Source organism: Rahnella inusitata, from assembly GCF_965118895.1.
In the GTDB taxonomy this organism is placed as follows: Bacteria; Pseudomonadota; Gammaproteobacteria; order Enterobacterales; family Enterobacteriaceae; genus Rahnella; species Rahnella inusitata_A.
This window is the reverse complement of the sequence record NZ_CBCPJJ010000010.1, coordinates 225,805-250,703: the sequence shown is the minus strand read 5'-3', so window position 1 is coordinate 250,703 and position 24,899 is coordinate 225,805. Positions and strand designations below refer to the sequence as shown.

The 24,899-nt window shown below is 50.5% G+C and carries 28 protein-coding genes; 16 read left to right on the top strand and 12 right to left on the bottom strand.

The genetic code is table 11. The features are described from left to right. Positions 1 to 23: 23 nt before the first annotated feature. From ACMHLI_RS12430 to pspF, 9 genes are all read right to left on the bottom strand, one after another. The gene (locus ACMHLI_RS12430; RefSeq protein WP_413529736.1) at positions 24 to 398 is read right to left on the bottom strand and encodes a hypothetical protein; all 375 of its coding nucleotides are present in this window, start codon (positions 396 to 398) and stop codon (positions 24 to 26) included. 14 nt (positions 399 to 412) lie between these two features. After that, positions 413 to 985, bottom strand: coding sequence for a Panacea domain-containing protein (locus ACMHLI_RS12425; protein WP_413529735.1), 573 nt, complete (start codon positions 983 to 985; stop codon positions 413 to 415). Positions 986 to 1,259: 274 nt separating this feature from the next. After that, positions 1,260 to 1,358 carry a YoaK family small membrane protein gene (locus tag ACMHLI_RS12420; protein ID WP_167686129.1) on the bottom strand — a complete coding sequence of 33 codons (99 nt, stop codon included), beginning with the start codon at positions 1,356 to 1,358 and terminating at the stop codon, positions 1,260 to 1,262. A gap of 349 nt (positions 1,359 to 1,707) precedes the next feature. Then, positions 1,708 to 1,950: a DinI-like family protein gene (locus tag ACMHLI_RS12415; protein ID WP_413529734.1), complete on the bottom strand. Its 243-nt coding sequence runs from the start codon at positions 1,948 to 1,950 to the stop codon at positions 1,708 to 1,710. 11 nt (positions 1,951 to 1,961) lie between these two features. Further along, positions 1,962 to 2,204: a DinI-like family protein gene (locus ACMHLI_RS12410; protein ID WP_413529733.1), complete on the bottom strand. Its 243-nt coding sequence runs from the start codon at positions 2,202 to 2,204 to the stop codon at positions 1,962 to 1,964. A gap of 8 nt (positions 2,205 to 2,212) precedes the next feature. Further along, on the bottom strand, positions 2,213 to 2,476 hold the full coding sequence (locus ACMHLI_RS12405) for a hypothetical protein (RefSeq protein ID WP_413529732.1): 264 nt from the start codon (positions 2,474 to 2,476) through the stop codon (positions 2,213 to 2,215). A gap of 185 nt (positions 2,477 to 2,661) precedes the next feature. Next, positions 2,662 to 3,627, bottom strand: a complete 966-nt coding sequence (gene sapB, locus ACMHLI_RS12400) for a putrescine export ABC transporter permease SapB (RefSeq protein ID WP_112168511.1) — start codon at positions 3,625 to 3,627, stop codon at positions 2,662 to 2,664. Beyond that, positions 3,624 to 5,288, bottom strand: coding sequence for an ABC transporter substrate-binding protein SapA (gene sapA / locus ACMHLI_RS12395; protein WP_413529731.1), 1,665 nt, complete (start codon positions 5,286 to 5,288; stop codon positions 3,624 to 3,626). The genes sapB and sapA overlap by 4 nt, the downstream gene beginning before the upstream one ends. 368 nt (positions 5,289 to 5,656) lie before the next feature. Next, the gene (gene pspF / locus ACMHLI_RS12390) at positions 5,657 to 6,661 is read right to left on the bottom strand and encodes a phage shock protein operon transcriptional activator (protein WP_413529730.1); all 1,005 of its coding nucleotides are present in this window, start codon (positions 6,659 to 6,661) and stop codon (positions 5,657 to 5,659) included. A 256-nt stretch (positions 6,662 to 6,917) separates the two neighbouring features. Here pspF and pspA point away from each other — a divergent pair, with 256 nt between their 5' ends. The 6 genes from pspA to ACMHLI_RS12360 all read left to right on the top strand — a co-directional run bounded on the left by pspA (position 6,918) and on the right by ACMHLI_RS12360 (position 11,031). After that, positions 6,918 to 7,589: a phage shock protein PspA gene (gene pspA, locus ACMHLI_RS12385; RefSeq protein WP_112168513.1), complete on the top strand. Its 672-nt coding sequence runs from the start codon at positions 6,918 to 6,920 to the stop codon at positions 7,587 to 7,589. Between the two features lie 97 nt (positions 7,590 to 7,686). Continuing rightward, on the top strand, positions 7,687 to 7,914 hold the full coding sequence (pspB, locus tag ACMHLI_RS12380; protein ID WP_056773709.1) for an envelope stress response membrane protein PspB: 228 nt from the start codon (positions 7,687 to 7,689) through the stop codon (positions 7,912 to 7,914). Further along, positions 7,914 to 8,273 (top strand): envelope stress response membrane protein PspC, encoded by a 360-nt coding sequence (gene pspC / locus ACMHLI_RS12375; RefSeq protein ID WP_413529729.1) that lies wholly within the window; start codon positions 7,914 to 7,916, stop codon positions 8,271 to 8,273. Before pspB ends, pspC begins: the two co-directional genes overlap by 1 nt. 70 nt (positions 8,274 to 8,343) lie before the next feature. After that, positions 8,344 to 8,595 carry a phage shock protein PspD gene (locus tag ACMHLI_RS12370; RefSeq protein ID WP_413529728.1) on the top strand — a complete coding sequence of 84 codons (252 nt, stop codon included), beginning with the start codon at positions 8,344 to 8,346 and terminating at the stop codon, positions 8,593 to 8,595. After that, positions 8,570 to 9,967 (top strand): YcjX family protein, encoded by a 1,398-nt coding sequence (locus tag ACMHLI_RS12365; protein WP_413529727.1) that lies wholly within the window; start codon positions 8,570 to 8,572, stop codon positions 9,965 to 9,967. Before ACMHLI_RS12370 ends, ACMHLI_RS12365 begins: the two co-directional genes overlap by 26 nt. Next, entirely contained in the window at positions 9,964 to 11,031 is a 1,068-nt protein-coding gene (locus ACMHLI_RS12360) for a TIGR01620 family protein (protein ID WP_413529726.1), read from the top strand. The genes ACMHLI_RS12365 and ACMHLI_RS12360 overlap by 4 nt, the downstream gene beginning before the upstream one ends. Positions 11,032 to 11,117: 86 nt before the next feature. On the opposite strand, the gene ACMHLI_RS12355 is transcribed toward ACMHLI_RS12360, so the two are convergent. Beyond that, positions 11,118 to 11,309 carry a chemotaxis protein gene (locus ACMHLI_RS12355; protein WP_413529725.1) on the bottom strand — a complete coding sequence of 64 codons (192 nt, stop codon included), beginning with the start codon at positions 11,307 to 11,309 and terminating at the stop codon, positions 11,118 to 11,120. 460 nt (positions 11,310 to 11,769) lie between these two features. On the opposite strand from ACMHLI_RS12355, the gene ACMHLI_RS12350 reads away from it, so the two are divergent. From ACMHLI_RS12350 to hxsC, 7 genes are all read left to right on the top strand, one after another. Next, positions 11,770 to 13,056 (top strand): HlyD family secretion protein, encoded by a 1,287-nt coding sequence (locus ACMHLI_RS12350; RefSeq protein WP_413529724.1) that lies wholly within the window; start codon positions 11,770 to 11,772, stop codon positions 13,054 to 13,056. Continuing rightward, positions 13,043 to 15,142 carry a peptidase domain-containing ABC transporter gene (locus ACMHLI_RS12345; protein WP_413529723.1) on the top strand — a complete coding sequence of 700 codons (2,100 nt, stop codon included), beginning with the start codon at positions 13,043 to 13,045 and terminating at the stop codon, positions 15,140 to 15,142. Before ACMHLI_RS12350 ends, ACMHLI_RS12345 begins: the two co-directional genes overlap by 14 nt. A gap of 213 nt (positions 15,143 to 15,355) precedes the next feature. Further along, a complete protein-coding gene (gene hemB / locus ACMHLI_RS12340) occupies positions 15,356 to 16,330 on the top strand; it encodes a porphobilinogen synthase (protein WP_413529722.1) in 975 nt (324 codons plus the stop codon). Positions 16,331 to 17,282: 952 nt separating this feature from the next. Beyond that, positions 17,283 to 17,789: a His-Xaa-Ser system protein HxsD gene (hxsD, locus tag ACMHLI_RS12335; protein WP_413529721.1), complete on the top strand. Its 507-nt coding sequence runs from the start codon at positions 17,283 to 17,285 to the stop codon at positions 17,787 to 17,789. A 5-nt stretch (positions 17,790 to 17,794) separates the two neighbouring features. Then, a complete protein-coding gene (locus ACMHLI_RS12330) occupies positions 17,795 to 18,019 on the top strand; it encodes a hypothetical protein (RefSeq protein ID WP_413529720.1) in 225 nt (74 codons plus the stop codon). Continuing rightward, the gene (gene hxsB, locus ACMHLI_RS12325) at positions 18,009 to 19,466 is read left to right on the top strand and encodes a His-Xaa-Ser system radical SAM maturase HxsB (protein ID WP_413529719.1); all 1,458 of its coding nucleotides are present in this window, start codon (positions 18,009 to 18,011) and stop codon (positions 19,464 to 19,466) included. The genes ACMHLI_RS12330 and hxsB overlap by 11 nt, the downstream gene beginning before the upstream one ends. Further along, a complete protein-coding gene (hxsC, locus tag ACMHLI_RS12320; protein WP_413529718.1) occupies positions 19,463 to 20,671 on the top strand; it encodes a His-Xaa-Ser system radical SAM maturase HxsC in 1,209 nt (402 codons plus the stop codon). The genes hxsB and hxsC overlap by 4 nt, the downstream gene beginning before the upstream one ends. A 195-nt stretch (positions 20,672 to 20,866) precedes the next feature. Here the strand turns inward: hxsC and ACMHLI_RS12315 are convergent, their stop codons facing one another. Next, positions 20,867 to 21,415, bottom strand: coding sequence for a TetR/AcrR family transcriptional regulator (locus ACMHLI_RS12315; protein WP_413529717.1), 549 nt, complete (start codon positions 21,413 to 21,415; stop codon positions 20,867 to 20,869). A 133-nt stretch (positions 21,416 to 21,548) separates the two neighbouring features. On the opposite strand from ACMHLI_RS12315, the gene ACMHLI_RS12310 reads away from it, so the two are divergent. The 3 genes from ACMHLI_RS12310 to ACMHLI_RS12300 all read left to right on the top strand — a co-directional run bounded on the left by ACMHLI_RS12310 (position 21,549) and on the right by ACMHLI_RS12300 (position 24,446). After that, on the top strand, positions 21,549 to 22,640 hold the full coding sequence (locus ACMHLI_RS12310; protein ID WP_413529716.1) for an alkene reductase: 1,092 nt from the start codon (positions 21,549 to 21,551) through the stop codon (positions 22,638 to 22,640). A gap of 74 nt (positions 22,641 to 22,714) precedes the next feature. Continuing rightward, positions 22,715 to 23,497, top strand: coding sequence for an SDR family NAD(P)-dependent oxidoreductase (locus tag ACMHLI_RS12305; RefSeq protein ID WP_413529715.1), 783 nt, complete (start codon positions 22,715 to 22,717; stop codon positions 23,495 to 23,497). A gap of 130 nt (positions 23,498 to 23,627) precedes the next feature. Beyond that, positions 23,628 to 24,446, top strand: coding sequence for an oxidoreductase (locus tag ACMHLI_RS12300; protein ID WP_413529714.1), 819 nt, complete (start codon positions 23,628 to 23,630; stop codon positions 24,444 to 24,446). 123 nt (positions 24,447 to 24,569) lie between these two features. On the opposite strand, the gene ACMHLI_RS12295 is transcribed toward ACMHLI_RS12300, so the two are convergent. Next, positions 24,570 to 24,785, bottom strand: coding sequence for a YgdI/YgdR family lipoprotein (locus ACMHLI_RS12295; protein WP_413529713.1), 216 nt, complete (start codon positions 24,783 to 24,785; stop codon positions 24,570 to 24,572). Positions 24,786 to 24,899 lie beyond the last annotated feature (114 nt).

Sequence of the window (24,899 nt, the reverse complement as noted above, 5' to 3'; positions counted from 1 at the left end):
GGTTGTATAGCATATGACGCTGATCACTCAATGATGGTTATTTGGTCCGGGCTAATATCGTCACTAATTTTTGCGCAATCTGTAAGCTCTTCCAACACTTGTTGTGTCATATTGCAAATTCTGTGTATGGAATGGTCACTACTTAATTGCGAAAGCTCTGAAGAAGAAAATTCATAAAATTCATGCAAACATATCCAGGTATCTTTGTTAAAACCCGTACCTGCTTCTATATAAAAGTTATGGAATCTGTCGTCAGAGTGGCAGCCAGGCGTTGCCGATTTATTAGTGTTTTGACTGGTTGTTTTAGCTACTAAAACACGATCGTCTTTACAACCTAATATTATAAATAATTTTCTTGCTCTGCTGCCATCATGAAACAAAAAATTGTCATGAAACATAACTGTCCCTGGAGTCAATTTTCCATCTCCTCATCGATTTTGTTATCAGCAAGCATTTCTATCATCTCCACATCATCTTCAGCGATTGCATAGTGATAAGGGATTTCAGCCAACTCCCTTCCTTCAACTTGGTGCACTCGGTACCACGGGAGAGTTGGGAGATGAGTTTTTTCGACCATTTGTTCACCGCCGAGCAAATTGTTTTCCTCAGCAATTCGCTCAAGTAATTTAAGCTCTCTTTTGCTGAAAATTTGTCGGTTAAACTCAACTAATGGATTGAAAGTCATCATTGGATGGGATTTACCCACGGACACATGTTTTATCTCAATTGCTTTAGATAAGTCACTCTCCGACTCATTAGAATCAGATTCAGCTTCTACCTCATTCATCAGTTTTGTCGGCACAGGACCCATTCGCCATGCGTTATAAGTTAGCCCTGTAACACCCCTGCCTACCTCTTTGAAATGCTCGAAATCAAAGAAAAACAGTAGCTTAAATAATTTGGTCTTGCCGCAATATCGAGTGTTATTGGAGAAATAGATGATTGCATTTAGCAATTTCTCTCTCTTTTTCTCATCGATAATCATAAACACCTCCGCGGTTAAAATGGCGCAGAATTGTACGTTTAAAAAATACACACTGCAATTACAATATATAGCTGTTTTTACAGAGAAGCCATCTACTTGGTAACTTTTGGTTGCCAAACATCAATTGAAGTCCACATCTCTACGACCTTTCATCCGATTATTCCATTCCTCTAGTATCAACGCTTCGGTGCCTGCCTGTACTTCCTATGCTCGACCATCACATCAACAATACGGATCTTCTCAAAGTCAGACCTATGAGCTGCATGCACATTGATCAACCACCTGGCATAGCTGCGCCACTAGCGAAGAACCACACCATGAATCCAACTGCACCGACTAGCACGATAACTGGGGGAATAAATTTCAGATTCATTAAGATTTCTCTGTTAAGTTTTTATCTGTTACCAGCTTGGATAGGTTCCATCCATGACCCACGCAATAACGATAAAAATGACCACAATGCACAGTAATACTGGAATCATCAGGTACTTCAAGATAGGCACCTCGGATACGATCTACAAAGAAGCAACGCTGGCTGTTTGGGAATATTCTTAGGCTATCACACGCTGAATATTTTGTAAGACCAATACAGAGGATTTATCGAGTAAAACAGAATGACGCAAACTGGCCAATGCATTCATCCATAAAGCTATGACCGGCTACTGTCATAACGGAGAAAATATAACTTTGGTGGTTTTTTATGTCGAAAATGATGTTTGATTTTACTGGTCAGGCTGAAACCATTCATCCGAGCTTTCCCATGTTTGCTGCAGCATCACATCAATCACTTCTCTGTCATGAGTCGTTCCGCCCATCACCGACATCCCATCACTGTTAGCTAGGCGAACTGAAAATTTAGCGTCCGGGTAATTGTGGTCGAGACGTTGTTTAAATTCGACCTCAAAGGCTTCGATTGCTCCAGCAGGTAGCTGCTTTTTTTTATCGATCATCAATTCTATATGCATCGCATTCCCCTTCACTCTAATCCGAGCCAGTTACCGGCATCATCAAACATCTCTTCAACTATGCCCGCCAGAACAGCCTTCTGCGCCTTGCTGGCGTCCGTATTGATGCTGCTCAGCGTCACCATCGGTTTAACCTTCACGTCAGCATCAGGGAAGGTGCCATGCACGCGCTTGGTAAGTTCAGCCAGGATCAGCGCGTTGGCGTTCTGCACACCGGCCATGTTTCTTTTGTCGTAAATCAGCTCAACAAACATAAATCACCTCAGTCGATGAAAGTGGAACCGGCATCTTCAATCCCGGCCTCGATATACTGGACGCGCTTTTGCAGCTCAAAGATGAGGGCCTTGGCTTCACTAAGGCGGATCATCACCTGCTGGTCGGGGTACGTTTCAACTTTGGAATCGACAACACCCGTCAGCGTGTCTACGAAAGAAGATTTAAGAATCACAAACTCACCAAAGGCACTATGCGCGGCTTTAAACTCAGTCAATAACCGCATACCCCTGAAACTGTCTTGCTCATTCATGTGATGATCGCTCATGTGAATTAACTGGTTATACATACAGTATATGTGTGCGAAGGATTGGTCAAAGAATTCTGAAGAACACACAAACACAATGTGTACATGTTTGTGTGTTTATAATGAATATTCAAGAATGAAACTAAATTAAAATATTGTTTTATATGTAATTTAAAAATATTTAGAATGGTCTATCGAAGGGCATACCATTCCTTATGTTTCAATGGATTCATCAGTGCGCCCAAAATGTCTGAGAACACGTTAACCACAATCACCAGCGAACCGACCACCATGACGCCCGCAGAGATTGCGGCGTAATCTTGCTGGCGGATGGCGTTAATCAGCCAGCGCCCGATACCCGGCCAGTTGAAGACAACCTCGGTGATCATCGCCAGTGTCAGCATGGTGGAAAATTGCAGCCCGAGTTTCGGAATGATCGGCGGTAGTGCATTGTGCAGCACATGGCGGCGGATAATGGTGAAGCGGGATAAACCGCGCGTCGCGGCCGCTTTCACATAGTTCTTAGCCAGAATTTCGTCGGTTGAAATTCGCATCAGGCGGATCACCTCAGTAGTCGGGGCTACCGCCAGCGCGGCAATCGGTAAAATCATATGGCGGACGGCGCTGACAATCATCTCATGGCGATAGGGAGAATCTGACAGCCAGGCATCAATCAGCGTCAGGCCGGTGACGGTTTTCAACTGATAAAGCAAGTCCAGCCGCCCGGAAACTGGCAGCCAGCCGAGCTGGAGCGAGAAGAACAGCATCAGCAACACTGCCAGCCAGAATACCGGAATGGAAAAACCGAGAAGCGCGAGACTGCTGATTGCCACGTCCGGCCACTTACCGCGCATGACTCCCGCCAGAATACCAAGCGGGATACCGACGATTAACGCCAGCGCAAACGCCAGAATGCAAAGTTCCATGGTCGCCGGAAATACGGACTGGAGCTGGTAGGTAATGCTTTCGCCGTTAATACTGGAAACGCCAAAATCCAGCTGGAATAAGCTGGTGAAGTAGAAATGATAAGCATCCCACAGCGACGCACCGCGCAGTGGGGCGTTGGGCGTAAAATAGCTCAGGCTAAATGCCACCAGACTAAGGAAAAACAACGTCACCAGCAGTAAAAGGATTCGACGTAACGTGAAGATGATCATGGTGCCTTCCTTCCTTCATCATCGCGAAACACACCGGCAAACGAGGAATTGCCAAACGGACTCAACACCAGACCTTTTATATCGTAACGATAAGCCTGAAGGCGCAGGGAGGAGGCCAGCGGCAGAACCGGTAACTGTTGCTCAAGAATTTTTTGCGCCTGCTGATAAAACTCAATGCGCTGAGAAAGTTGCTGTGAGAGTAAGCCCTGGCGCAGCAGTTCATCAAATTTCGGGTCACACCAGTGAGCATAGTTGGTCTGCGAATGGATCGCCGCACAACTGAGCATCGGCCGGAAGAAACTGTCAGGATCGTTACTGTCCGTCGACCAGCCGGTAAGCGTCAGGTCGTGGTTCATCTCCATCAGCCTGGCTTCCTGAAAACGGCCTTCGACCGGCACGATCACTACTTTTATGCCGACCTGCGCCAGATCAGCTTGCAACAGTTCTGCGGTTTTTAGCGGGCTCGGGTTAAACGACTGAGAAGCCGTGGGCACCCACAAATGCAGCGTCAGCTTTTTCTGCCCTAAATCTTTCAGGATTTGCTGTGCTTTTTTCGGATTGTATTCTGTGACCTGCGCGTTACTGTCGTACGCCCAGGAGGCGCGCGGCAAAATAGAAGCGGCAGTTTCAGCGGTGCCGTAATAAATCGACTGCATCAGGCGCTGATTATTAATAGAAAGCGCCACTGCCTGACGGACTCGCGGATCGTTTAGCGGAGCTTTGTTGGTATTAAACGCCAGATATGCCACGTTCATGCCCGGTCGCAGTGAGAGGCGTAAACGAGGGTCTTCGCGCAGAATCGACAACTGACTGGCGGCGGGATAGGCCAGCACGTCGCATTCGCCGGTCAGAAGTTTGGATAACCGTCCTGTCCCGCCGACGCCCATGTCGATCACCACCTGCGCCATGCGAGGTGTGCCTTTCCAATATTGGCCATTGCGTGCCAGACGAACGTACTGACCGGTGCGATATTCGCTCAGCTGGAACGGCCCGGTGCCAACCGGCTGACGGTCGATCTCTTCTTCATTACCGGCTTTTTGCAGATTCGCCGCATATTCGGCTGAAAGCACGGGAGCGTAGTGCGTCGCCAAATGCCAGAGGAAGGAGGCGTCAGGATTATTCAGCCGAAACTCCACCGTCGAATCATCAAGCTTCTTAATGCTCTTAATGGCTTTCGCAAACTGCAAACTGTCGAAATAGGGATACTCTTCGCCATTGACGGCGTGGTAGTGATTATTCGGATCGATAATGCGCTGGAAGCTGAACACCACGTCGTCGGCATTCATCTTACGCGTCGGTGAGAACCCGCCCGTTTTCTGGAAAGGCACGTCTTTGCGCAAATGGAAACGGTAGGTCGCACCTTCGTCAAGGACTTCCCAGCTTTGGGCCAGTTCCGGGATCAGACGATAGGTATAGGGATCAACGTCCAGCAGGCGGTCGTACAGCTGTGCCGCGAGGGTATCAATGATCAGCCCGCTGCTGGCTTTTTGCGGGTTAAACGTATTGATCATTCCGTTGACGCAATAGACAAAGCCACTCTGGCGAATATCTTTATTCGGTGCACTGACGACCGGCGGGCTGCCGTGCGTTGGGGCGGTCTCAGCAAATACTGCTGTGGACAGGCCGCTCAATAAAAGTATCCACAAAGTTAAACGACGCATAAAGGCTTCAAAGTTAAGGTGCAATGCCCTAAGTGTACCGTACTCTGCGAGGTACCCCAATCCATTGCGCGAAACACCGTGTATTCCTGCGGCACATCGCGCAAAAATTGCCCGGCAGTCGGGCCAGAGGGTAATCAGGGGAGCCCTTAACGACCTCAGGGTTGTTCAAAGAGTAGTCTTATTGTTGATGTGGTAATGAGAAATATTCTCAACAAAGTGCTTTACAGACGATACTGAGAACCATTATCATTCTTTTCACCGAACGAGAGGTGTCCCGCCAGTGGCGTTAATCGCGAGGTACGACATTGCTCACATTGCTTCCAGAATTACTTAGCCAGCTCGGGTGCTGGCTTTTTTTTGCCTGAAATTCAGTCATCTTCCTGCGAATTAACCTGTATCCCATGCTTCTTCAACATTCCGCGTAACTGATGATATGTCACGTTTAGCAAGCCGGCCGCCTTGCGCTGATTGAAACGCGCCTGCCGCAGCGCCTGCTCGATCAGATTTTTTTCCTGACAGGTCACCCATTGTTTTAAATCCAGCGGCAACGCGGGCAGAGCGGATTGCTCTTCGCTCTCAGTCTGTCGCTCAGGTTCATTGCGGCGCGCAAACGGGTTGAGGATAATATTGTCGAGCGGAATTTCGCTGGTACCGTGACGGTACATCGAGCGTTCAACAACGTTTTTTAGCTCGCGGATGTTGCCCGGCCAGCGGTAAGTCATCAGCGTGTCATGAGCGCCATCGGTAAAGCCGGGAAATAAAGGCAACGAAAGCTCACGGCACATCTGTATGGCGAAGTGTTCGGCCAGCAACATGATGTCCTGCTGGCGTTCTCTCAGCGGCGGCAGTTGCACTACGTCAAAGGCCAGGCGGTCGAGCAGGTCAGCGCGGAATTTTCCCGCCTCCGCCAGCGCCGGTAAATCATCATTGGTCGCGCACACCAGCCGCACATCGACCTGCAACGGCTGGCTGCCGCCGACGCGCTCCAGATGTCCGTACTCAATCACCCGCAGCAGTTTTTCCTGCACCAGCATCGGCGCCGTCGCCAGCTCATCAAGGAACAGCGTGCCACCGTCCGCGCGCTCAAAGCGCCCGAGATGGCGTTTCTGCGCCCCGGTAAATGCACCGGCTTCGTGGCCGAACAGTTCGGAATCCAGCAGATTTTCATTGAGTGCAGCACAATTAAGGGAGATGAACGGCCCCTGCCAGCGCGGTGACAGATAATGCAAACGATGCGCGATCAGCTCCTTGCCGCTGCCGCGCTCGCCGGTCACCAGCACCGGCTTATTGAGCTTCGCCAGCTGCGAAACCTGTTCCAGTACCTCTATAAAGGCATTGGCTTCGCCGAGTAAATTGTCTGTATTATCAGTCATCGGGCTTTCCTTGTGTGGTGAATTACACTAACACTTGGTGAAAATAGTCATCTCGAAAAATAAGCATAGCAGAGTCGAAAATAAAAAATTCAATTTATTCATGAAGATAATGATTGGAAAAAGTTGGCACGGATCCTGATATAGGTTTACTGCGGCAAGTCATCAATGACGGCTGCTTTAACCGGTAACAGATTGGCCGGACACCTTAAAACCGGCTGAGGCCGGATGCCAACAGAATCAAAGAGGAATTTCGATTATGGGTATTTTTTCTCGCTTCGCTGACATCATTAACGCCAACATCAACACGCTGTTGGATAAAGCAGAAGATCCACAAAAACTGGTTCGTCTGATGATTCAGGAAATGGAAGACACGCTGGTGGAGTTGCGTTCAACCTCTGCCCGTGCGCTGGCAGAAAAGAAACAGCTGATCCGCCGCATCGATCAGGGCGAGTCTCAGCAGAACGAATGGCAGGACAAAGCCGAACTGGCGCTGCGTAAAGATAAAGACGATCTGGCGCGTGCGGCGCTTATCGAAAAACAGAAACTGTCCGATCTGGTCGCGGTGTTGAAAAATGAAGTGACCGTGGTGGAAGAAACGCTGGATCGCATGAAATCAGAAATCGGCGAGCTGGAAAGCAAACTGACCGAAACCCGTGCCCGTCAACAGGCGCTGACCTTGCGTCATCAGGCTGCGTCTTCTTCCCGTGATGTTCGCCGCCAGCTCGACAGCGGTAAGATTGATGAAGCGATGGCGCGTTTCGAGCAATTTGAGCGTCGTATCGATCACATGGAAGCGGAAGCGGAAACCGTGGGTATCGGCAAAAAGAAATCGCTGGATCAGCAGTTCGCCGATCTGAAAGCCGATGATGAAATCAGTGCGCAGATTGCGGCTCTGAAAGCGAAAATGAACGTCAGTAAAGACGCGTAATCGCTAACGATAGCCGTCGATGGACCTGCCTGCGGGCAGGTTCACATTGCAGGACAAACGCCTTCACCGGCACTAAAAAGACTCATAAGGAGAGACAATGAGCTTCCTGTTTTTAGCCATTCCGCTGACCATTTTCGTTTTATTCGTGGCGCCTGTCTGGTTGTGGCTTCACTACAGCAATCGCCAGCAAAATGGCACTCAGCTTAGTCAGCATGAGATGCAAAATCTCTCCAGCCTGACGCAAGATGCGCAGCGTATGCGCGAACGTATTCAGGCGCTGGAAGAAATTCTGGATTCTGAACATCCGGGCTGGAGGCAATCATAATGGCGAGCCGAATGTCTGAACGAAAACTCTACCGCGTGCCGGAAGAGGGCGTGGTTAAAGGCGTACTTGCCGGGCTGGCACACTATCTGGGTGTTCCGGTAAAACTGCTACGGATCATGGCGGTGCTGTCGATTTTCTTCGGCCTGTTTATGTTCACCGTGGTGGCGTACATCATTCTCAGCTATGTGCTGGATCCGGTGCCCGCCAGCGAATATGACGGTGAAACTGCGCCTTCGCCGCGCAACCTGCTGGAAGAAGCCGACCGCGAGCTGAAAGCCAGCGAGCAGCGGTTACGTCAGGTGGAACGTTATGTCACCTCGGAAACCTTTGGCGTACGCAGCCGTTTCCGTCAGCTCTAAAAAAGCTTCTGGCCGCCGGACGTCGCGCCGGTTGCCAATTTCCTTTCCACGTCCCGCTTAAGGAATCTTTATGACCCGTTATCTGAATTCCTCGCTGCCGGGTAAAAGCAGCCTGCTGTCGAAGATCTTCAGCGTGATTGTGACGCTGGCGCTGACGTTTGGTCCTGCCGGGCTGGCAGCCCGCGTGCTGGGCGTGGTAGCAAAAGGACCCGTTCGTTACGTTTTAGCACTATTATTAGAACCGTTATTCAAACGAATTTTGACCGCGCTGTTTGGGCGCTACGCCAGGGAGAGCAATGAAAAGACTACAAAACAACTTTAATTCACTGATCAATCGCGGTATGGACAGGCATCTGCGGCTGGCCGTCACCGGGTTGAGCCGCAGCGGAAAAACCGCTTTTATTACCGCCTTCGTTAACCAGCTTTTACATATGCACAGCGGCGCGCGTTTGCCGCTGTTTTCGGCTGCCCGCGAAGAGCGTCTGCTCGGTGTAAAGCGCGTGCCCCAGCGCGATCTGGGCGTTTCGCGGTTTACTTATGATGAAGGTCTGGCGTCGCTGTTCGGCACGCCGCCTGCGTGGCCGACGCCCACCCGCGGCGTCAGCGAAATCCGTCTCGCACTGCGCTATCGCTCCAACGACTCCCTGCTTCGCCACTTCAAAGATACTTCCACGTTATATCTGGAGATTGTTGATTATCCCGGCGAATGGCTGCTGGATTTACCGATGCTGGAGCAAAACTATCTCGACTGGTCACGCCAGATGGCGGGGCTGTTACAGGGCGATCGCGCCGAATGGGCGAAACCCTGGCTGACCCTGTGTGAGCAATGTGATCCGCTGGCACCGGCCGATGAAAATCTGCTGGGCGCGATTGCGCAGGCCTACACCGATTATCTGGTGCGCTGCAAAACCGAAGGACTGCACTTTATCCAGCCGGGGCGGTTCGTTCTGCCGGGCGATCTGGCCGGTGCACCTGCGTTACAGTTCTTCCCGTGGCCGGAAATGCATCAGTACACCGATGCCCAGCTGGCGCAGGCAGATAAAAACAGCAACCTCGGCATGCTGCGCGCGCGGTTTGACTATTACTGCCAGACCATCGTGAAAGGGTTCTACAAAGAGCATTTCGTTCGATTTGACCGGCAGATTGTACTGGTGGATTGCCTCCAGCCGCTCAACAGCGGGCCGCAGGCGTTTAACGATATGCGTCTGGCGCTTACCCAGCTGATGCAGAGTTTTCATTACGGCAAGCGCACGCTGTTCCGCCGCCTGTTTAATCCGTGCATCGATAAACTGATGTTTGCCGCCACTAAAGCCGACCACATTACCGGCGATCAGCACGCTAATCTGGTGTCACTGTTGCAGCAGCTGGTGCAGGAAGCGTGGCAGAACGCCGCGTTCGAAGGCATCAGCATGGACTGCGCCGGGCTTGCCTCGGTACAGGCAACCGAAACCGGGCTGGTGGAATATCAGGGGCAAAGTCTGCCCGCGCTGAAAGGCCACCGGCTGGCTGATGGCGCACCGCTGACCGTCTTTCCCGGCGAAGTCCCGGCGCGTCTGCCGGGTCATGCGTTCTGGCAGCAACAGGGGTTCCATTTTGACGAGTTCCGTCCGCGCGAGATGAGCGTGGACCAGCCGTTGCCGCACATTCGTCTGGACGCGGTGATGGAGTTTTTATTGGGAGATAAAATGCGATGAGTGCACCTTTAAAACCGCGTATCGATTTTGAAACGGAATTAAAAGCGCCGGTTGAACCGGCTCTCCGCCCCGCTCAGGCGTTCGACGAGATCATTTCCGAGCGGTTTATCCCTGTTTCCGCTGAGACTGATGAACAACAGGAAGAGGGCGAAGCCGAAGCGGTGCTCAGCCGTGCGCTGAAACCGCGCCGCAGCCTGTGGAGCAAAATGGTGCGTCTGGGTGTGGCGGTGCTGGGTATCAGCGTCGTGGCGCAGGGCGTGCAATGGGTGCATCAGGCGTGGATCCAGCAGGACTGGGTAGCGCTCGGTGCCTGCACGGCGGGCGGTCTTATCGTGTTCGCCGGTGTCGGTTCCATTGTGACTGAATGGCGGCGCTTATACCGTCTGCGCCAGCGCGCTGACGAGCGTGATATGGCCCGTGATTTAATGCACAGCCACGGATTAGGGCAGGGACGGGCGTTTTGCGAAAAATTGGCAGCACAGGCCGGGCTGGATAACAGTCATCCGGCGCTGCAACGCTGGCAGGCCTCGCTACATGAAACGCAGAACGACCGCGAAGTGGTTGAGCTCTATGCCCGTTTAGTGCAGCCGGTGCTGGATGCGCAGGCGCGGCGCGAAATCAGCCATTCAGCGGCGGAATCTGCGCTGATGATCGCCGTCAGCCCGCTGGCGCTGGTGGATATGGCGTTTATCGCCTGGCGTAACCTGCGACTGGTCAACCGCATTGCAGTGCTGTACGGCATTGAACTCGGTTACTTCAGCCGCATCCGCCTGTTCCGGTTAGTGCTGCTGAATATGGCGTTCGCCGGTGCGTCCGAGCTGGTGCGTGAGGTGGGGATGGACTGGATGTCGCAGGATCTGGCCGCGCGCCTTTCCGCCCGTGCCGCTCAGGGCATCGGTGCCGGTTTGCTCACCGCCCGTCTGGGTATCAAAACCATGGAACTTTGCCGCCCGCTGCCGTGGCTGGATGGCGATAAACCGAAGCTGGGTGATTTCCGCAAAGAGCTGGTAGGAAAATTGAAAAACAGCATGGTAAAAAGCGATAAGACGAAATCGGGTGTCTGATATTCGATCACTTATAAATCACCATAAAAAAGCCCCCGCCGAAGCGGGGGCCTGTCTTACTCTGGTTCACCTGTGAAGCATGAAAACTAGGTGGTCAGATAGTTCTGTGCTTTAGCAAGACCGTCGGAAATTTGTGAATACGCCTTGTTAACCGCATTACTGGTGTCACTTACCGCGTCCTGACCAAAGTTTGACAGGCGGTCAGCCACTTTATTCACATCTTCCGACCAGCCCGCACCATTAACCATTTCGATATCACGTTCTGTTAATTGTTTCATCTTAGGTCATCCTCTTATCTGTTAAAGCCAGTCCCCAAAGCTTTCTAATCACCAAAGCATCGGGGGGATGAAAACATTGAGTAATGCTATGGAGATAATTTTTACGCAATGTCTTCACAGGGATTAAGCCTAGAGTACCATGAGAAGAATTTGACTAGGAATAATCTCCTATGTGGGATTTTAATTGTATACAATTGTTTTATAAGTAATTTAATTTTAATTCATTAATTTCTTAATAAAGATCTGGGTAAAAAATCAGCGCCAAAATATATCTCAGTGCCATCCGCAATAACGATCTTTTAATTCCCCTGCGCGATTATCTTCCGTTGTAAATATCTTCTTTGCCTGTTTCAGAGTATTCGCGGTGGCAGCCAAAATATTGACTGCTATCTTTCACAGATCCTATTTTCAGAGATCTGCATTATGTTCATAAAAACGGTGTTCATCCGGGGGCGTAAATATGCTCTTTCGTAAAGAGGTGAATGAACATCAGCAAAGCCACTGGGCGGGGAAAGCGCTATTACTCGCCGGCTGGCCTTTATGGATCGTCACCACGCTGACCGCCATTTTTATCTTCGCACTCCTGATTTTCCTCATCTTCGCCAACTACACGCGGCGCATTAACGTCAGCGGTGAAATCATCACACAGCCGCACAGCATTAACCTGTTCAGCCCGGAGCAAGGCGTGGTGACAGAGCTGTTTGTCGATACCGGCAAACCGGTAAAAAAAGGCCAGCCGCTGTATGAGATTGATGTCAGCCGGGTGACGCAGGCGGGGAATGTCAGCACTACCACGCTTGCGGCGATCAAAAAGCAGCGCGAGCAGATAGACGCCATCATCGTGCAGCTTCAGCACAATAAGCAGGAAACGCTGGAAAACCTGCAACAGCAGTTGGATCAGTACCAGAAAGCGCATGAGGTCTCGCAAAGCATGGTGGATTCCGCACAGGAAGGCCTGAACGCGATGAAAAAAAGTATGCAGAACTACGGCGCGTATCAGAAGAAAGGGCTGATCAATACCGATCAGCTTAACAACCAGCGTTACCTGTTTTATCAGCAACAAACCTCGTTCCAGAGCCTGAACACGCAGGCGATTCAGGAAGCGTTGCAGATAACGAATCTGCGCAGCGAACTGGTGACCCGCGCCGCCGAGTTTGACAATCAGATCTCGCAGTATGGCTATCAGCGCAACGATCTCGAACGCCAGCTGGCGCAGGCGGATGCCAAAGGCTCGCTGCTGATAACAGCCCCGACCTCCGGCAAAATTTCCTCGCTAAGCGTCACGCCGGGGCAGATGGTCAACGCCGGTGACAGTCTCGCGCAGCTGGTGCCCGAGAAAAACTCCCCGTTCTTTCTGGTGGCGTGGCTGCCGAATGAAAGCGTGCCTTACGTTAAAGCCGGTGAGCACATCAATATCCGCTACGAAGCCTATCCGTTTGAAAAGTATGGCCAGTTTCCCGGCAAGGTAGAATCGATCTCTTCCGCGCCGGTGTCTGAACAGGAGCTGAATTCTTACGCCAGCGCGCCAAGAACCGCCAACGGCACGGTCAGCGGGCCGTATTACAAAGTGATTGTGTCGCTGGATAAAAAAGCCATGAACTGGCACGGCGAAACGCTGAATTTATCCAGCGGAATGAAAGCGCAATCGACCCTCTTTCTGGAGAAAAGACCGCTGTATCAGTGGATGCTCTCTCCGTATTACAGCATGAAGAAAAGCGTGGTGGGGCCAATCAATGAATCTCGATAACGTTCGCGAACTGGCTGACCGCCTGCATTTCAGCTGGCGGCACCGCGTGCCGCAAATTATTCAGACCGAGGCCGCCGAATGCGGGCTGGCCTGCCTGGCGATGGTGTGTGGCTATCACGGCAAACATGTGGATTTACAAACGCTGCGCCAGCGCTACGGTATTTCCTCACGCGGTGCGACGCTGCGCACACTGATGGACATCGCCACTGCCAATGAGCTGAAATCCCGCGCACTCAAGCTGGATATCGATGAACTCAACGCGCTGAAAACGCCCTGCATTTTGCACTGGGATCTCAACCATTTCGTGGTACTGGTCGGTGTGAAACAGGGCAAAGTCATTATTCACGATCCGGCGTTTGGCCGCCGCTCTCTTGGCCTGCGCGAAGTGTCCGAACATTTTACCGGCGTGGCGCTTGAGCTGTGGCCGGACAGCGGCTTCACTTCTGAAAAGCCGCGCGTCCGGCTCGATCTGCGCAAAATGATGGGCAACGTCAGCGGCCTTATTCCTGCGCTTGCCAAGATTTTCTGTCTTTCGCTGATGATTGAATCCGTCAATCTGCTGCTGCCGGTCGGGATGCAGCTGGTGATGGACCACGTGATCCCGGCGAAAGACCCGGATTTACTGACGCTCATTTGTCTCGGCCTGCTGTTCTTCATCATTTTCCGCACCGGCGTCAGTATGCTGCGCGCCTGGACGTCGCTGGTGATGAGCACGCTTATCGACGTTCAGTGGAAAGCGCGGCTGTTCGACCATCTGCTAAAACTGCCGCTCGATTACTTCGAAAAACGCAAACTCGGCGATATCCAGTCGCGTTTCACTTCGCTCGATACGTTACGCACCACGCTGACCACCAACGTGGTCAACAGCATTATCGACGGCATTATGTCGGTGGGGCTTATCGTGATGATGGTGTTGTACGGCGGCTGGTTGATTTGGGTGATTCTGGGCTTCACGGCGGTGTATGTGATTTTCCGTCTGACGACTTACAACGCGTATCGTCAGGTTTCGGAAGAGCAAATCGTCAAAGGGGCACGCGCCGGTTCGCACTTTATGGAAACGCTTTACGGCATCAGCACGCTGAAAGCGCTGGGGTTATCCAAAGCGCGCGCCAACTTCTGGCTAAATCTGAATATTGATAACGCCAATGCGACGGTGCGTAAAACCAAATTTGAAATGATGTTTACCGGCGGGAATACGCTGATCGCCACGCTCGATCAGGTCGCGTTGCTGTGGCTGGGTGCCACCCAGGTGATCGACGGGCATATGACGCTGGGGATGTTCGTCGCATTCAACACCTATCGCGGGCAGTTCTCGGAACGTGCAGCTAATCTGCTGAACATGATGTTGCAGCTGAAAATGCTGTCGCTGCACCGTGACCGTATTGCCGATATCGCGCTGACCGACACCGAGAAATCATTGCCGGAACGTGAGCTGCTGCGGGCGGGCGAAGCGGCGTCGCTCGACGTTCGTGATTTGGTGTTCCAGTACGACAGTCTGACCGCGCCGCTGATCAACGGCCTGAACCTGTCGGTGGCCGCGGGAGAAAGCGTGGCGATCACCGGCCCATCGGGGCAGGGCAAAACCACGCTGATGAAAATCATGACCGGTTTGCTCTCACCCACTGAAGGCCGGATCCTGATTAATGGCATGGATATCACCACAGCCGGGCTTAACAACTACCGCAGCTGTATCGCCTGTGTGTTACAGGATGATACGTTGTTCGCCGGGTCGATTGCCGAGAACATCGCCAGCTTTGACGAGCAAAAGGATGAAGAACGCATCGTTGACTGCGCCCGCCGCTGCAACATTCATGAGGATATTGAACGGATGCCGATGGGTTATGAAACTCTGATCAGCGAACTGGGCGGCAGCCTCTCCGGCGGCCAGAAACAGCGGGTGCTGATTGCCCGCGCGCTCTACCGACGCCCGGCAATTCTGTTCCTCGACGAAGCCACCAGCCATCTGGATCTGGACAACGAAGCGCGGATTAATCAGGCGATCAGCGAGCTTGATATCACACGCATTTTTATCGCCCACCGGCCTTCAACCATTGCTTCGGCGGATCGTGAGATCAAACTTGGATAAACGTTTCCTCGGGCGATCCCAGCTAGGGGATCGCCTGCCTAAAAATGCGGCCTACGTTACATCTCCTCACGGAAAGTTCATCATTTGTTTAAAAGTTATTATAAAATACGGGCTTCATCGTCTGACGGCGCTGCATCGCCTCCTGCCGTCTGAACTGTCTGCGCTCCTGTTTCTAAAAAATTTCAGCGCAACAGATTAATTTTAGGAGTTTTCATGTCGAATCAGTTCCCGAGCTCACGCCTTCGCCGCCTGAGACAGTCCGAATCCATGCGCAGCCTTTTTCAGGAAACTGAATTCAGCGTTAACGATTTGGTACTGCCGATTTTCGTAGAAGAAGAGACCTCTGAATACGTACCCATCGAAGCCATGCCCGGTGTGCTTCGTATTCCCGAATCCCGTCTGGCATTTGAAATCGAACGCTATGCCCGCGCCGGTATCCGCTCAGTCATGACCTTTGGTATTTCGCATCACATGGATGCCACCGGCAGCGACACCTGGAACGAAAACGGTCTGGTCGCCCGCATGACGCGTATCTGCAAAGACACTGTTCCGGAAATGATCGTGATGTCCGACACCTGCTTCTGTGAATATACCTCGCACGGCCACTGCGGCGTATTGCACGATCACGGCGTAGACAACGACGCCACGCTGAAAAACCTCGGCAGACAGGCCGTGGTTGCCGCTGCCGCCGGTGCTGATTTTATCGCACCTTCCGCCGCACAGGACGGTCAGGTGCAGGCTATCCGCAGCGCGCTGGACGAAGCCGGTTTCATCGACACCTCGATCATGGCGTACTCCACCAAATTCGCGTCATCGCTCTACGGACCTTTCCGTGAAGCGGGTGGCAGCGTGCTGAAAGGCAACCGCAAGCAGTACCAGATGAACCCGATGAACCGCCGCGAAGCGGTGCGCGAGTCCTTGCTCGATGAGCAGGAAGGCGCCGATGCGCTGATGGTTAAACCGGCGGGCGCTTATCTGGATATCATCCGCGACATCCGCGAGGCCTCACGTCTGCCACTGGCGGCGTATCAGGTCAGCGGTGAATACGCGATGATAAAATTCGGCGCACAGGCCGGTGCTATCGATGAGCGCGCCGTGGTGCGTGAAAGCCTCGGCGCAATCAAGCGTGCGGGTGCAGACATTATTCTGACCTACTTCGCGATGGATATTGCCGAGCAGGGCGTCTGATTCCTGCCAGCGCTGGAAAGTTAAACCGGGCTTTTGCCCGGTTTTTTTATGTTTGAGCGGTGTAGCTACCCGCAAACGGTTCGCGTTGTAACTTAGACCGATGCCCCGGCGGTTCGGCTTTCGCCATTGTCGTGAGTACGGCGGCTGATCCGTACATCGTAAAGACTAGGGCAGAAACTAATGGGAGGCTGCGAGCCCATATCGATAATGTGCTTGGAGAGGAAAGCTATTTCAAAGCCCTCGCCGCTCATGAGCAGTTCAAGGGCGATGGAGCCACAGAACCAATTCATCGGTAAAATGAACCAATGTGTGTGGTTTTTAGGGATGTAAGGTATAAGCAGGCATGTATAAAACCACAATGCACGGTTCAGAGGGAGTCAATATTGCTCTGGTAATAACTATTTATACATTAATGTAATTTAATAGTGCAGAGCGCACCTTATAATTTATTAGTAACACAGTTAAATAAGAAAGAATAAATCACGTGTTTTTCCCGATGCTGCTAAAGCATAGCGTGCTCACTATATGCAATTTATTAATAACCCTTAAATTTTAATAAATGATAAGCAATATCACTATGCCCTGATAAATGATTTTCTTATGATTTAAATCAAATACTTCATGTAAATAACCCCAGATAGAATCATGGCAATAATTTATCATATTCATGACAGCAATATGTTGTCTTCTCATCTTTGGTAGGGATTAAAAATGAAAGTATTGCCAAAAGTCGTAAAAGGTTCGGCTAACGAACTTTCGAATAAAAGCATCACACCCATTGTTGCAAGTATTGTTGCCGGAGTTATAGCAGGTATTAGTATGCCAGCGATTGCATCCACTAGCAGTGGAACGAATGTCCCTTTGAATCAGTCTCAAGCCACGGTTAATCATACCCCACAGCAGACCAATACAGCTATTATTATGGCTAAACCATCGCTGGATGGGCAGGTATTTGCAGCTCATTACAGCCACTCAAGCCATTCCAGCCATTCCAGTCACTACTCATGCACACCAGGTTCGACGTGCTAATAATCAAGGCCAGCTGTTAAGCTGGCCAATTCAAAAGGCAATGATGATGGAGAATGTCGTACAAGGTGTTAATGCATTGGGTGAGTTTTTTATGCTATCGCTGGGGAAGGTAATTTACAGCCGTGAAGCGATAATGAAAACGTGTTATGCATTTACTGATCATTATTATGTTCACGTTGTAAAAGTGGCGGATGAAACTACAGGTATCTATTTTTATAATAAAAATGGAGATAGCAACGAACAGGATATTAGTGCAGGGGTAAAAAAATTTCTAAACTCACTTAACGAAAATCAGATGCGACAGATAATTTATCAGGAAACCTCTGTTTTACATCAGGAAATCGTAAGGAAAGCTTTTTCTCCAGCAATCATGCTTATTGATGCAGAATGTCAGGATGCGTCTCTTAATATTCTTACCTCTGCTGTGTGATTTCCATGAAAATAAAATTAGATCACGGGTTTTATACCCTGGCTGCCCTATCTGATATGGCCCAACAATTCTCTGACTTTATGAGCGTTGAATATGTGGTTGGAGAAGAAATGTTTCTTACGATGCGTGTGAAGGAAGAAAACCAAGCAGAAAGCGCACTTATCATCCATACATTCCTCAATAATATCCTCGAGTTAAGCATACAGGATATCATGAAAAATGAGCGTTAAAATCCAGTTACCTTCAAAATTTACCCGCGATACATATCAACTCCTTCCTTTTCGTTTTAGCTTACTCGAAAGTGGACGCTATTTCCTTTCGACGGATTATGGCGAATGGATGTGTCTTGAGCAGGAACAACTTATTGCGCTGACCAAAAAAGAGAAAATTGAAAATGAAGCGATTTGGTATGAGTTGAAGGCCAAGCACATGGTGAGTGAGTGTGCAGATGCTAACCAAATTGCACTACTGGCTTCACGATACAGAACGAAAAAAGCTTTTCTCGAGAATTTCTCTCAGTTACATATCTTTGTTCTTACAATACGTTGTAATAATTCCTGTGTTTACTGCCAGGCTTCGCGTAAAAGCTGCCAATCTGATCAGGCTCGCTATGACATGAGCCCGGCTGTGATGGAAAAAAGCATCGAACTCTTTTTATCGATGCCCTCGGATAAGCTAACACTGGAGTTTCAGGGAGGTGAGTCAACGCTTAATATGCTGCTTATCAGGCAAGCTGTTGCACTGGTGAATGCAAAGAATACACACAAGGATATCCAGTTTGTGGTTTGCACAAACCTGTGTGACCTGAATGATGACGATCTTTCTTTTCTCATTGAACATCAATTCTCAATCAGTACTTCACTGGATGGCCCGCAGGAATTGCATGACAAAAATCGCAGATATGGAAATACAGGTGCCTGGAGCGCATTAGTCGCAACTCTTGATAAGATCAAACGGCGTAATGCCTTCGACAGGGTAAGCGCCCTTATGACAACGACCCGTCAAAGTCTGGAAATGCCGCAAGAGATCATTGATGAGTACGTCAAACATGGATTTCGTAGCATATTTATTCGCGAGCTTAATCCCTATGGTTTTGCCCATAAATATTTCCACAAAATTGGCTACAGCACTGAGCAATTTTTGGACTTTTACGAGAAGTGCCTCGATTACATTATTCTTCTAAATCAACAGGGGATCGGGTTTCGTGAATCTTATGCAAGCCTGATCATGAAAAAGCTTATGACCCCGTGGGCCACGGGATTCGTTGATCTTCAGTCGCCCTGCGGCTCTGGTTTTGGCGTAACGTTATATAACTATGACGGAAATATTTACCCAAGTGACGAAAGTCGAATGATGGCGGAAATGGGCGATCAGCACTTTAAAATGGGAAATATCTTTGAGAGCACTCGTGAAGATCTTTTCTTTGGTGATGTGATGCAAGAACTGGCGGCCGCGGGCGTGAACGACTGCTTGCCGGTTTGTTCTGACTGTGCATTAGCCCCTTATTGTGGTGCCGACCCGATTCGCCGATATCAGGTGACAGGTTCAGTGTATGGGCATCCGGGTAAAGATGACTTCTGTTTAAAAAACAGAGGCATTATCACTATGGTGATTAAAAGGTTCACAGAAGGTGACGAAAAAACCCGCCGTCTGTTGATGCAGTGGGGAATGAAATGAACACGTTGTATGCTGAAGATACACTTTTTCTTTCTATGCAGGCAGAAAGCATTCTGCATTTAAGTACACCGTTGTTTGGCAAAGTTATGACCGATACGCATGCAGATCTGGCGGGTACGATTCTCTACCTGTCATCGCATACGCAAGAACCTCTGCCACCCTTACACCATGTTTACGCAATAATTTGTACTAACAAGGATCCTCGGTTTGAAATCATTAAATTGCAGGATGCGGTTCCGATAATTGTTGTCGCTTCGGATGTAGTATTCAGTCAGGGCGATGTTATCACTATCAGTGAACGCGGACGTATTCACCGTAATTTCCGTGCCCGATCTCAAAACAATGCATTCCTGGTGACAGAATCATGCAATAACCTCTGCATCATGTGTCCGCAGCCACCGAAACCGCAATCGATGGGGAGTCATGAGTCTATTGAGCAAAGGATCCTGCAAACACTTGAACTTATTGATAATGAAAATTTTCCTGCCACATTTTGCATTACGGGTGGGGAACCGACCATGCGTAAGGAAGGATTACTTCGTATTGTTGAGGGAATTTCGGTCAGGTCACCGCAGACATTAATCCATTTACTGACTAATGGCCGTTATTTGTCTAATGAGCACTATACTGCCCGTCTGGCTCAAGCCGGAGGACATCAATTACTTGCAGGAATACCACTATTTGGCCATGTCTCAGACATACATGACTACGTAGTTCAGTGCGAGGGGGCTTTTGAGCAAACGATGGCTGGCCTGCTGAATTGTTATAAACACGGTATCAACATCGAACTGCGTGTTGTTTTGACCAAAGTAACAGTAACGTATCTGAAGGCACTTGCCGAATTCATTTGCCGTAATCTTTTCTTCGTGAAACATGTTGCACTGATGGGAATGGAGAATATGGGTTTAGCGAAGCTTAATCGCGACACGGTATTTATCGATCCTTGGGAATATAAAGATGAACTCTCTGCAGCAATTGAAGTTTTTGAATTTTACGGTATCGATGTAAGAATTTTTAATTTGCCTCTTTGTGTCGTGAATCCAGATACGCGCCCATATTGTAAACAAAGTATCAGTGATTTTAAGAATAGCTGGGATACAGCCTGTGACAGTTGTGTTAAGCGTGAAAGTTGCTGTGGCTTCTTTAATTCTTCAACTGAGAAATTTTGGCTTTCCAGACATATCAAACCCTTTGTTGCTGTTTAAAAAGAATTGCGCTGGTCGTGTCATTTTTCAAATTAGGGAATAGGCTTGGGCGTGCCTCCCCAGCAAACAAACATGGTCAGCGCCCCTCAACTATCCACCGCAGTTCTGGCTCATGTCATCGCGCGTGGGTTTTTCGAGGGTGAAAAACTGCTGCGCGCGCTGTCCCTGACTATGATCGCAACGGCTGCAGCACCTTCAATCCTTATGGTCATCCTGACTGCGAAGGCGTGTGCAGCACACCTCCAGAATTTCATCAGCCAGAGCAGAATTATCCGGGCAAGCACGGGATAGCACCAGGGCGCCGACAAGATGAGCAATGGTATTTATCAGGTCAGCGCGCGTTCCATTGTCATTTCCCAAAACTGCCAGCTGACGTTCAATTCCCGCTGCAAATGTCGCTTTGATTGACTCAGACTGACGGGCTGTATCGGTGCCCAGTGCCGACATGACACACCCTTTTCCCCTATCATCGCGATGTTGTCGGGAGAGGTAGTATTGAATAAATTTTTCCCGGTTCACTCCTGCCGTACTTTCTGCGGATCGTGTAAAACCGCAGCTCATCGCCTCTGACAACAGGTCAGCCTTAGAGCCAAAGTGCTTGTAGAACCCCCCGTGGGTCAAGCCTGCAGCTGACATCAGTTCCGCGACGCCCACGCCATCGTAACCGCGCTCACGAAAAAGTTCTGAGGCCGTTTCAACAATGCGCATCCGGTTTTCCCGAACCTGCTCTTTTGACACTTTCATGTTTTTCAATCCTCTCAAAATATAGGGCCAAGTATACATTGATGATGGTCATAATCAAAAGAATTGACTTTAATGATTATGATCATCATCATTAAGTCGAGGCTACAACCACCATCTGCGAAAGAGGATAAACATGACGAATCGACCACTATTTCAACCCTATGATCTTGGGACAATAACGCTTTCCAACCATATCGTGATGGCACCGCTGACGCGTAACCGTGCCGGAGCAGGTCTGGTTCCCGGCGAACTGGCGGCGACCTATTATGCCCAGCGCGCCACCGCAGGATTGCTGATTACCGAAGCCACGCAGATCTCAGCTCAGGCGCAGGGCTATCAGGATACGCCAGGGATCTACTCGCAGGCTCAGATCGATGGCTGGCGCAAGGTGACTGACGCGGTGCATGCCAAAGGTGGGCGCATATTTGTACAGCTGTGGCACGTGGGACGGGTCTCGCATGTCGATTTACAGCCTGGTGGCGCTGCGCCGGTCGCACCGTCTGCCATTCGTGCTGAGACTAAAACCTTTGTGAACAACGGATTTGCTGACGTCTCTGAGCCACGTGCGCTGGATTTGCAGGAAATACCGGGGATTATCGACGATTTCAGAAAGGCATCGGCCAATGCCATTGCCGCCGGATTTGACGGCGTAGAGATCCACGGCGCGAATGGTTATCTGCTCGAACAGTTTCTTAAAGACGGCGCCAATCAGCGTACCGATGAGTACGGCGGCTCTGTCGAGAACCGTGCGCGCCTGCTGCTAGAAGTTACGGCGGCCGTTAAAGAGGAGATTGGTGCTGACCGCACCGGCGTGCGTATTTCACCGGTTTCCCCTGCTAATGCGATTTCATGCAGTGATCCGCAGCCACAATATGACTACGTCGCTGATGAACTTAATGCATTAGATATCGTGTACCTCCATGTGGTTGAAGGTGCGACGGGCGGCCCGCGTGATGTATCACCGTTCGATTATGACTCCCTGCGCCGGCGCTTTAAAAACACCTACATCGGCAACAATGGCTATGACCTGGCGCTGGCGTCCGCTCAGCTTGCAGAAGGCAAAGCCGATCTGTTCGCGTTTGGTCGTCCGTTCATCGCCAACCCGGATCTGGTCGAAAGACTAAAGACTGGCGCGCCTCTGGCCTCACTCAATCCTGAAACACTGTATGGCGGTGGCGCAGCGGGATATACCGATTACCCGCCGCTGACTGAGACCAATAAGTAAAGCATCGCTGCCACAGTTATGCACACGTCGCACATTGCGAATTTTGTTTACACACTAATAAAGAAGATCATCGTATGACTAAAGCTTCAGTTCTCATTACAGGCGCATCCACGGGTATTGGTGCTGTTTACGCGGAACGTTTTGCCCGCCGGGGCCACGATCTGGTTCTGGTCGCACGTGACAAAGCAAAGTTAGAAATACTTGCCGATCGTCTGCGAAAGGAAAATGGTATTTCTGTCGATGTTCTGCCTGCTGACCTTACGCAATCGGCGGATGTAGAGACGGTCGAAGCTCGCCTGCGTGAAGACGCGCAAATCGGCATTCTTATCAATAATGCGGGTATTGCGCAGTCGGGCAGTTTTACCGAGCAGACCCCTGATTCAATAGAAAGCCTTATCGCGCTCAACGTCACTGCGCTGACCAGACTTGCCAGTGCCGTGGCACCACGCTTTGTGCAGGCGGGTGAGGGATCGATCGTTAACATCAGTTCCATCGTCGGACTCGCCCCGGAATTTGCCATGTCGGTTTACGGCGCAACCAAAGCCTTTGTCCTTTTCCTGTCTCAGGGAATGAATGTCGAGCTGTCCTCTAAGGGCATTTATATCCAGGCGGTGCTTCCTGCCGGCACTTATACGGAGATCTGGGACCGTGCGGGTATCGATATCAGTAACTCGGCAAAATTCATGGAAGTGGGCGAGTTAGTGGATGCAGCGCTGGTGGGCTTTGATCGCCGTGAACTCGTCACCATTCCGCCTTTACATAATGCAGCCCGCTGGGACACCCTCGATGCGACGCGTCAGGCTTTGCTTTCCGACATCAAACAAGATCAAGTCGCAGAGCGATATAAAGCAATTTAGTCAACGAGTTGCACTGTGCAGAACGGTCTTGCGATTGTTCTGCACAGAGGTAAATCCGACATAAATCCCTCACAACGTGTCGTCTCATCTTTGATGAGAAACTTCAAACATCATGAAGGCATTATTCAGCATGACAAAAAAACGTGTAGTACTGGTTACAGGCGCTTCCTCAGGTATCGGTGAAGCGTCTGCCCGTAAACTTTTAGCGGCTGGGTATACAGTATACGGCACGAGCCGTCGTGGCTCCCAGGCGGGTACGCATCCGTTTCCGTTATTGACGCTTGATGTGACGGACGACGCTTCCGTAGGGGCCGCGATTGATGAGTTGCTGCGCCTTGAGGGACGGATCGATGTTCTGGTGAATAATGCGGGCTTCGGGATCGCTCCGGCGGCGGCGGAAGAAAGTTCTGTCGAGCAGGCCAGGCAAATTTTCGATACCAACGTCCTGGGCATCGTCAGGTTGTCGCGGGCAGTGATCCCCCACATGCGCCGTCAGGGCAGTGGGCGCATCATCAATATCGGTTCGATTCTCGGGATCGTTCCGTTGCCGTATGTGGCACTTTATGCAGCCAGTAAGCATGCGGTCGAAGGGTATACGGGAGCACTGGATCATGAACTGCGCACGCAGGGCATCAGAGTGTCTGTGATCGAACCTGCTTACATGAAAACACAGTTCGAAAACAATAATCTAGAGCCGGATGCCAGGCTTGAAGAGTTTGACCAGATCCGGGCTAAGCTGACGAAAGTGGTGAGCAAAGCAATGGCCGAAGCGGAAAGCCCGGAGGTGGTGGCTGATGTGGTGGTTAAAGCGGCGCAGACTTCACGTCCAAAGGTGCGCTATACGGCGGGAAAGCTGGCAGGTCAATTGAACTTTATTCTCAGATTCGCGCCTGCATCATTCCTGGATAAGGTCGTGCGCAAAAGCCTTCAGCTTGATGCGAAAGAATAAAAATGAAATTTCCTCAACTGGCTATTCTGACCACTGCTGCAGAAGCGAAGGGGTGATTGCCTGTCTCGCTCGGGGACAGGCGAAAGGAAAAGTGGTCACCCTCAGCCGATGGTGAATGCCACATTACTTCTTCACAATCCCCGCAATATCATTGGTATTCATCAGATGATAATCGCCGTTCATGTCGGTGTAGCTGGTCATACCGGTATCGCGGTCGCGATCCGGTTCGCCATGGGCGAAGAACTGATCACCGGCCTTGGTGTTGATCACGTAATCACTGGCGCAGCCGGTGAGCGTCAGGGCCAGCGTGAGGGCGGTGAGGCAAGATAATTTCTTCATTGTTAAGTCGTTTCCCTTTGCATTCATCTGCCTGCATTACAAAACAACCCACCCGAACATGCAAAGGATAAAAGTGTCACCAGGCGTAATAGTGCGAACACGCTGGCAGAAATT

Excerpts from the sequence above, each read along its gene's own strand:
- ACMHLI_RS12305 (WP_413529715.1), top strand. The coding sequence starts at position 22,715 with ATGACTAAAGCTTCAGTTCTCATTACAGGCGCATCCACGGGTATTGGT.
- sapA (WP_413529731.1), bottom strand. The coding sequence starts at position 5,288 with ATGCGTCGTTTAACTTTGTGGATACTTTTATTGAGCGGCCTGTCCACA.
- ACMHLI_RS12370 (WP_413529728.1), top strand. The coding sequence starts at position 8,344 with ATGACCCGTTATCTGAATTCCTCGCTGCCGGGTAAAAGCAGCCTGCTG.
- ACMHLI_RS12360 (WP_413529726.1), top strand. The coding sequence starts at position 9,964 with ATGAGTGCACCTTTAAAACCGCGTATCGATTTTGAAACGGAATTAAAA.
- hemB (WP_413529722.1), top strand. The coding sequence starts at position 15,356 with ATGTCGAATCAGTTCCCGAGCTCACGCCTTCGCCGCCTGAGACAGTCC.
- pspA (WP_112168513.1), top strand. The coding sequence starts at position 6,918 with ATGGGTATTTTTTCTCGCTTCGCTGACATCATTAACGCCAACATCAAC.
- ACMHLI_RS12405 (WP_413529732.1), bottom strand. The coding sequence starts at position 2,476 with ATGAATGAGCAAGACAGTTTCAGGGGTATGCGGTTATTGACTGAGTTT.
- ACMHLI_RS12430 (WP_413529736.1), bottom strand. The coding sequence starts at position 398 with ATGTTTCATGACAATTTTTTGTTTCATGATGGCAGCAGAGCAAGAAAA.
- ACMHLI_RS12330 (WP_413529720.1), top strand. The coding sequence starts at position 17,795 with ATGAAAATAAAATTAGATCACGGGTTTTATACCCTGGCTGCCCTATCT.
- ACMHLI_RS12295 (WP_413529713.1), bottom strand. The coding sequence starts at position 24,785 with ATGAAGAAATTATCTTGCCTCACCGCCCTCACGCTGGCCCTGACGCTC.
- ACMHLI_RS12415 (WP_413529734.1), bottom strand. The coding sequence starts at position 1,950 with ATGCATATAGAATTGATGATCGATAAAAAAAAGCAGCTACCTGCTGGA.
- sapB (WP_112168511.1), bottom strand. The coding sequence starts at position 3,627 with ATGATCATCTTCACGTTACGTCGAATCCTTTTACTGCTGGTGACGTTG.
- ACMHLI_RS12300 (WP_413529714.1), top strand. The coding sequence starts at position 23,628 with ATGACAAAAAAACGTGTAGTACTGGTTACAGGCGCTTCCTCAGGTATC.
- ACMHLI_RS12345 (WP_413529723.1), top strand. The coding sequence starts at position 13,043 with ATGAATCTCGATAACGTTCGCGAACTGGCTGACCGCCTGCATTTCAGC.
- ACMHLI_RS12420 (WP_167686129.1), bottom strand. The coding sequence starts at position 1,358 with ATGAATCTGAAATTTATTCCCCCAGTTATCGTGCTAGTCGGTGCAGTT.
- hxsB (WP_413529719.1), top strand. The coding sequence starts at position 18,009 with ATGAGCGTTAAAATCCAGTTACCTTCAAAATTTACCCGCGATACATAT.
- pspC (WP_413529729.1), top strand. The coding sequence starts at position 7,914 with ATGGCGAGCCGAATGTCTGAACGAAAACTCTACCGCGTGCCGGAAGAG.
- ACMHLI_RS12410 (WP_413529733.1), bottom strand. The coding sequence starts at position 2,204 with ATGTTTGTTGAGCTGATTTACGACAAAAGAAACATGGCCGGTGTGCAG.
- ACMHLI_RS12425 (WP_413529735.1), bottom strand. The coding sequence starts at position 985 with ATGATTATCGATGAGAAAAAGAGAGAGAAATTGCTAAATGCAATCATC.
- hxsC (WP_413529718.1), top strand. The coding sequence starts at position 19,463 with ATGAACACGTTGTATGCTGAAGATACACTTTTTCTTTCTATGCAGGCA.
- ACMHLI_RS12350 (WP_413529724.1), top strand. The coding sequence starts at position 11,770 with ATGCTCTTTCGTAAAGAGGTGAATGAACATCAGCAAAGCCACTGGGCG.
- ACMHLI_RS12310 (WP_413529716.1), top strand. The coding sequence starts at position 21,549 with ATGACGAATCGACCACTATTTCAACCCTATGATCTTGGGACAATAACG.
- ACMHLI_RS12365 (WP_413529727.1), top strand. The coding sequence starts at position 8,570 with ATGAAAAGACTACAAAACAACTTTAATTCACTGATCAATCGCGGTATG.
- pspB (WP_056773709.1), top strand. The coding sequence starts at position 7,687 with ATGAGCTTCCTGTTTTTAGCCATTCCGCTGACCATTTTCGTTTTATTC.
- ACMHLI_RS12355 (WP_413529725.1), bottom strand. The coding sequence starts at position 11,309 with ATGAAACAATTAACAGAACGTGATATCGAAATGGTTAATGGTGCGGGC.
- ACMHLI_RS12315 (WP_413529717.1), bottom strand. The coding sequence starts at position 21,415 with ATGAAAGTGTCAAAAGAGCAGGTTCGGGAAAACCGGATGCGCATTGTT.
- pspF (WP_413529730.1), bottom strand. The coding sequence starts at position 6,661 with ATGACTGATAATACAGACAATTTACTCGGCGAAGCCAATGCCTTTATA.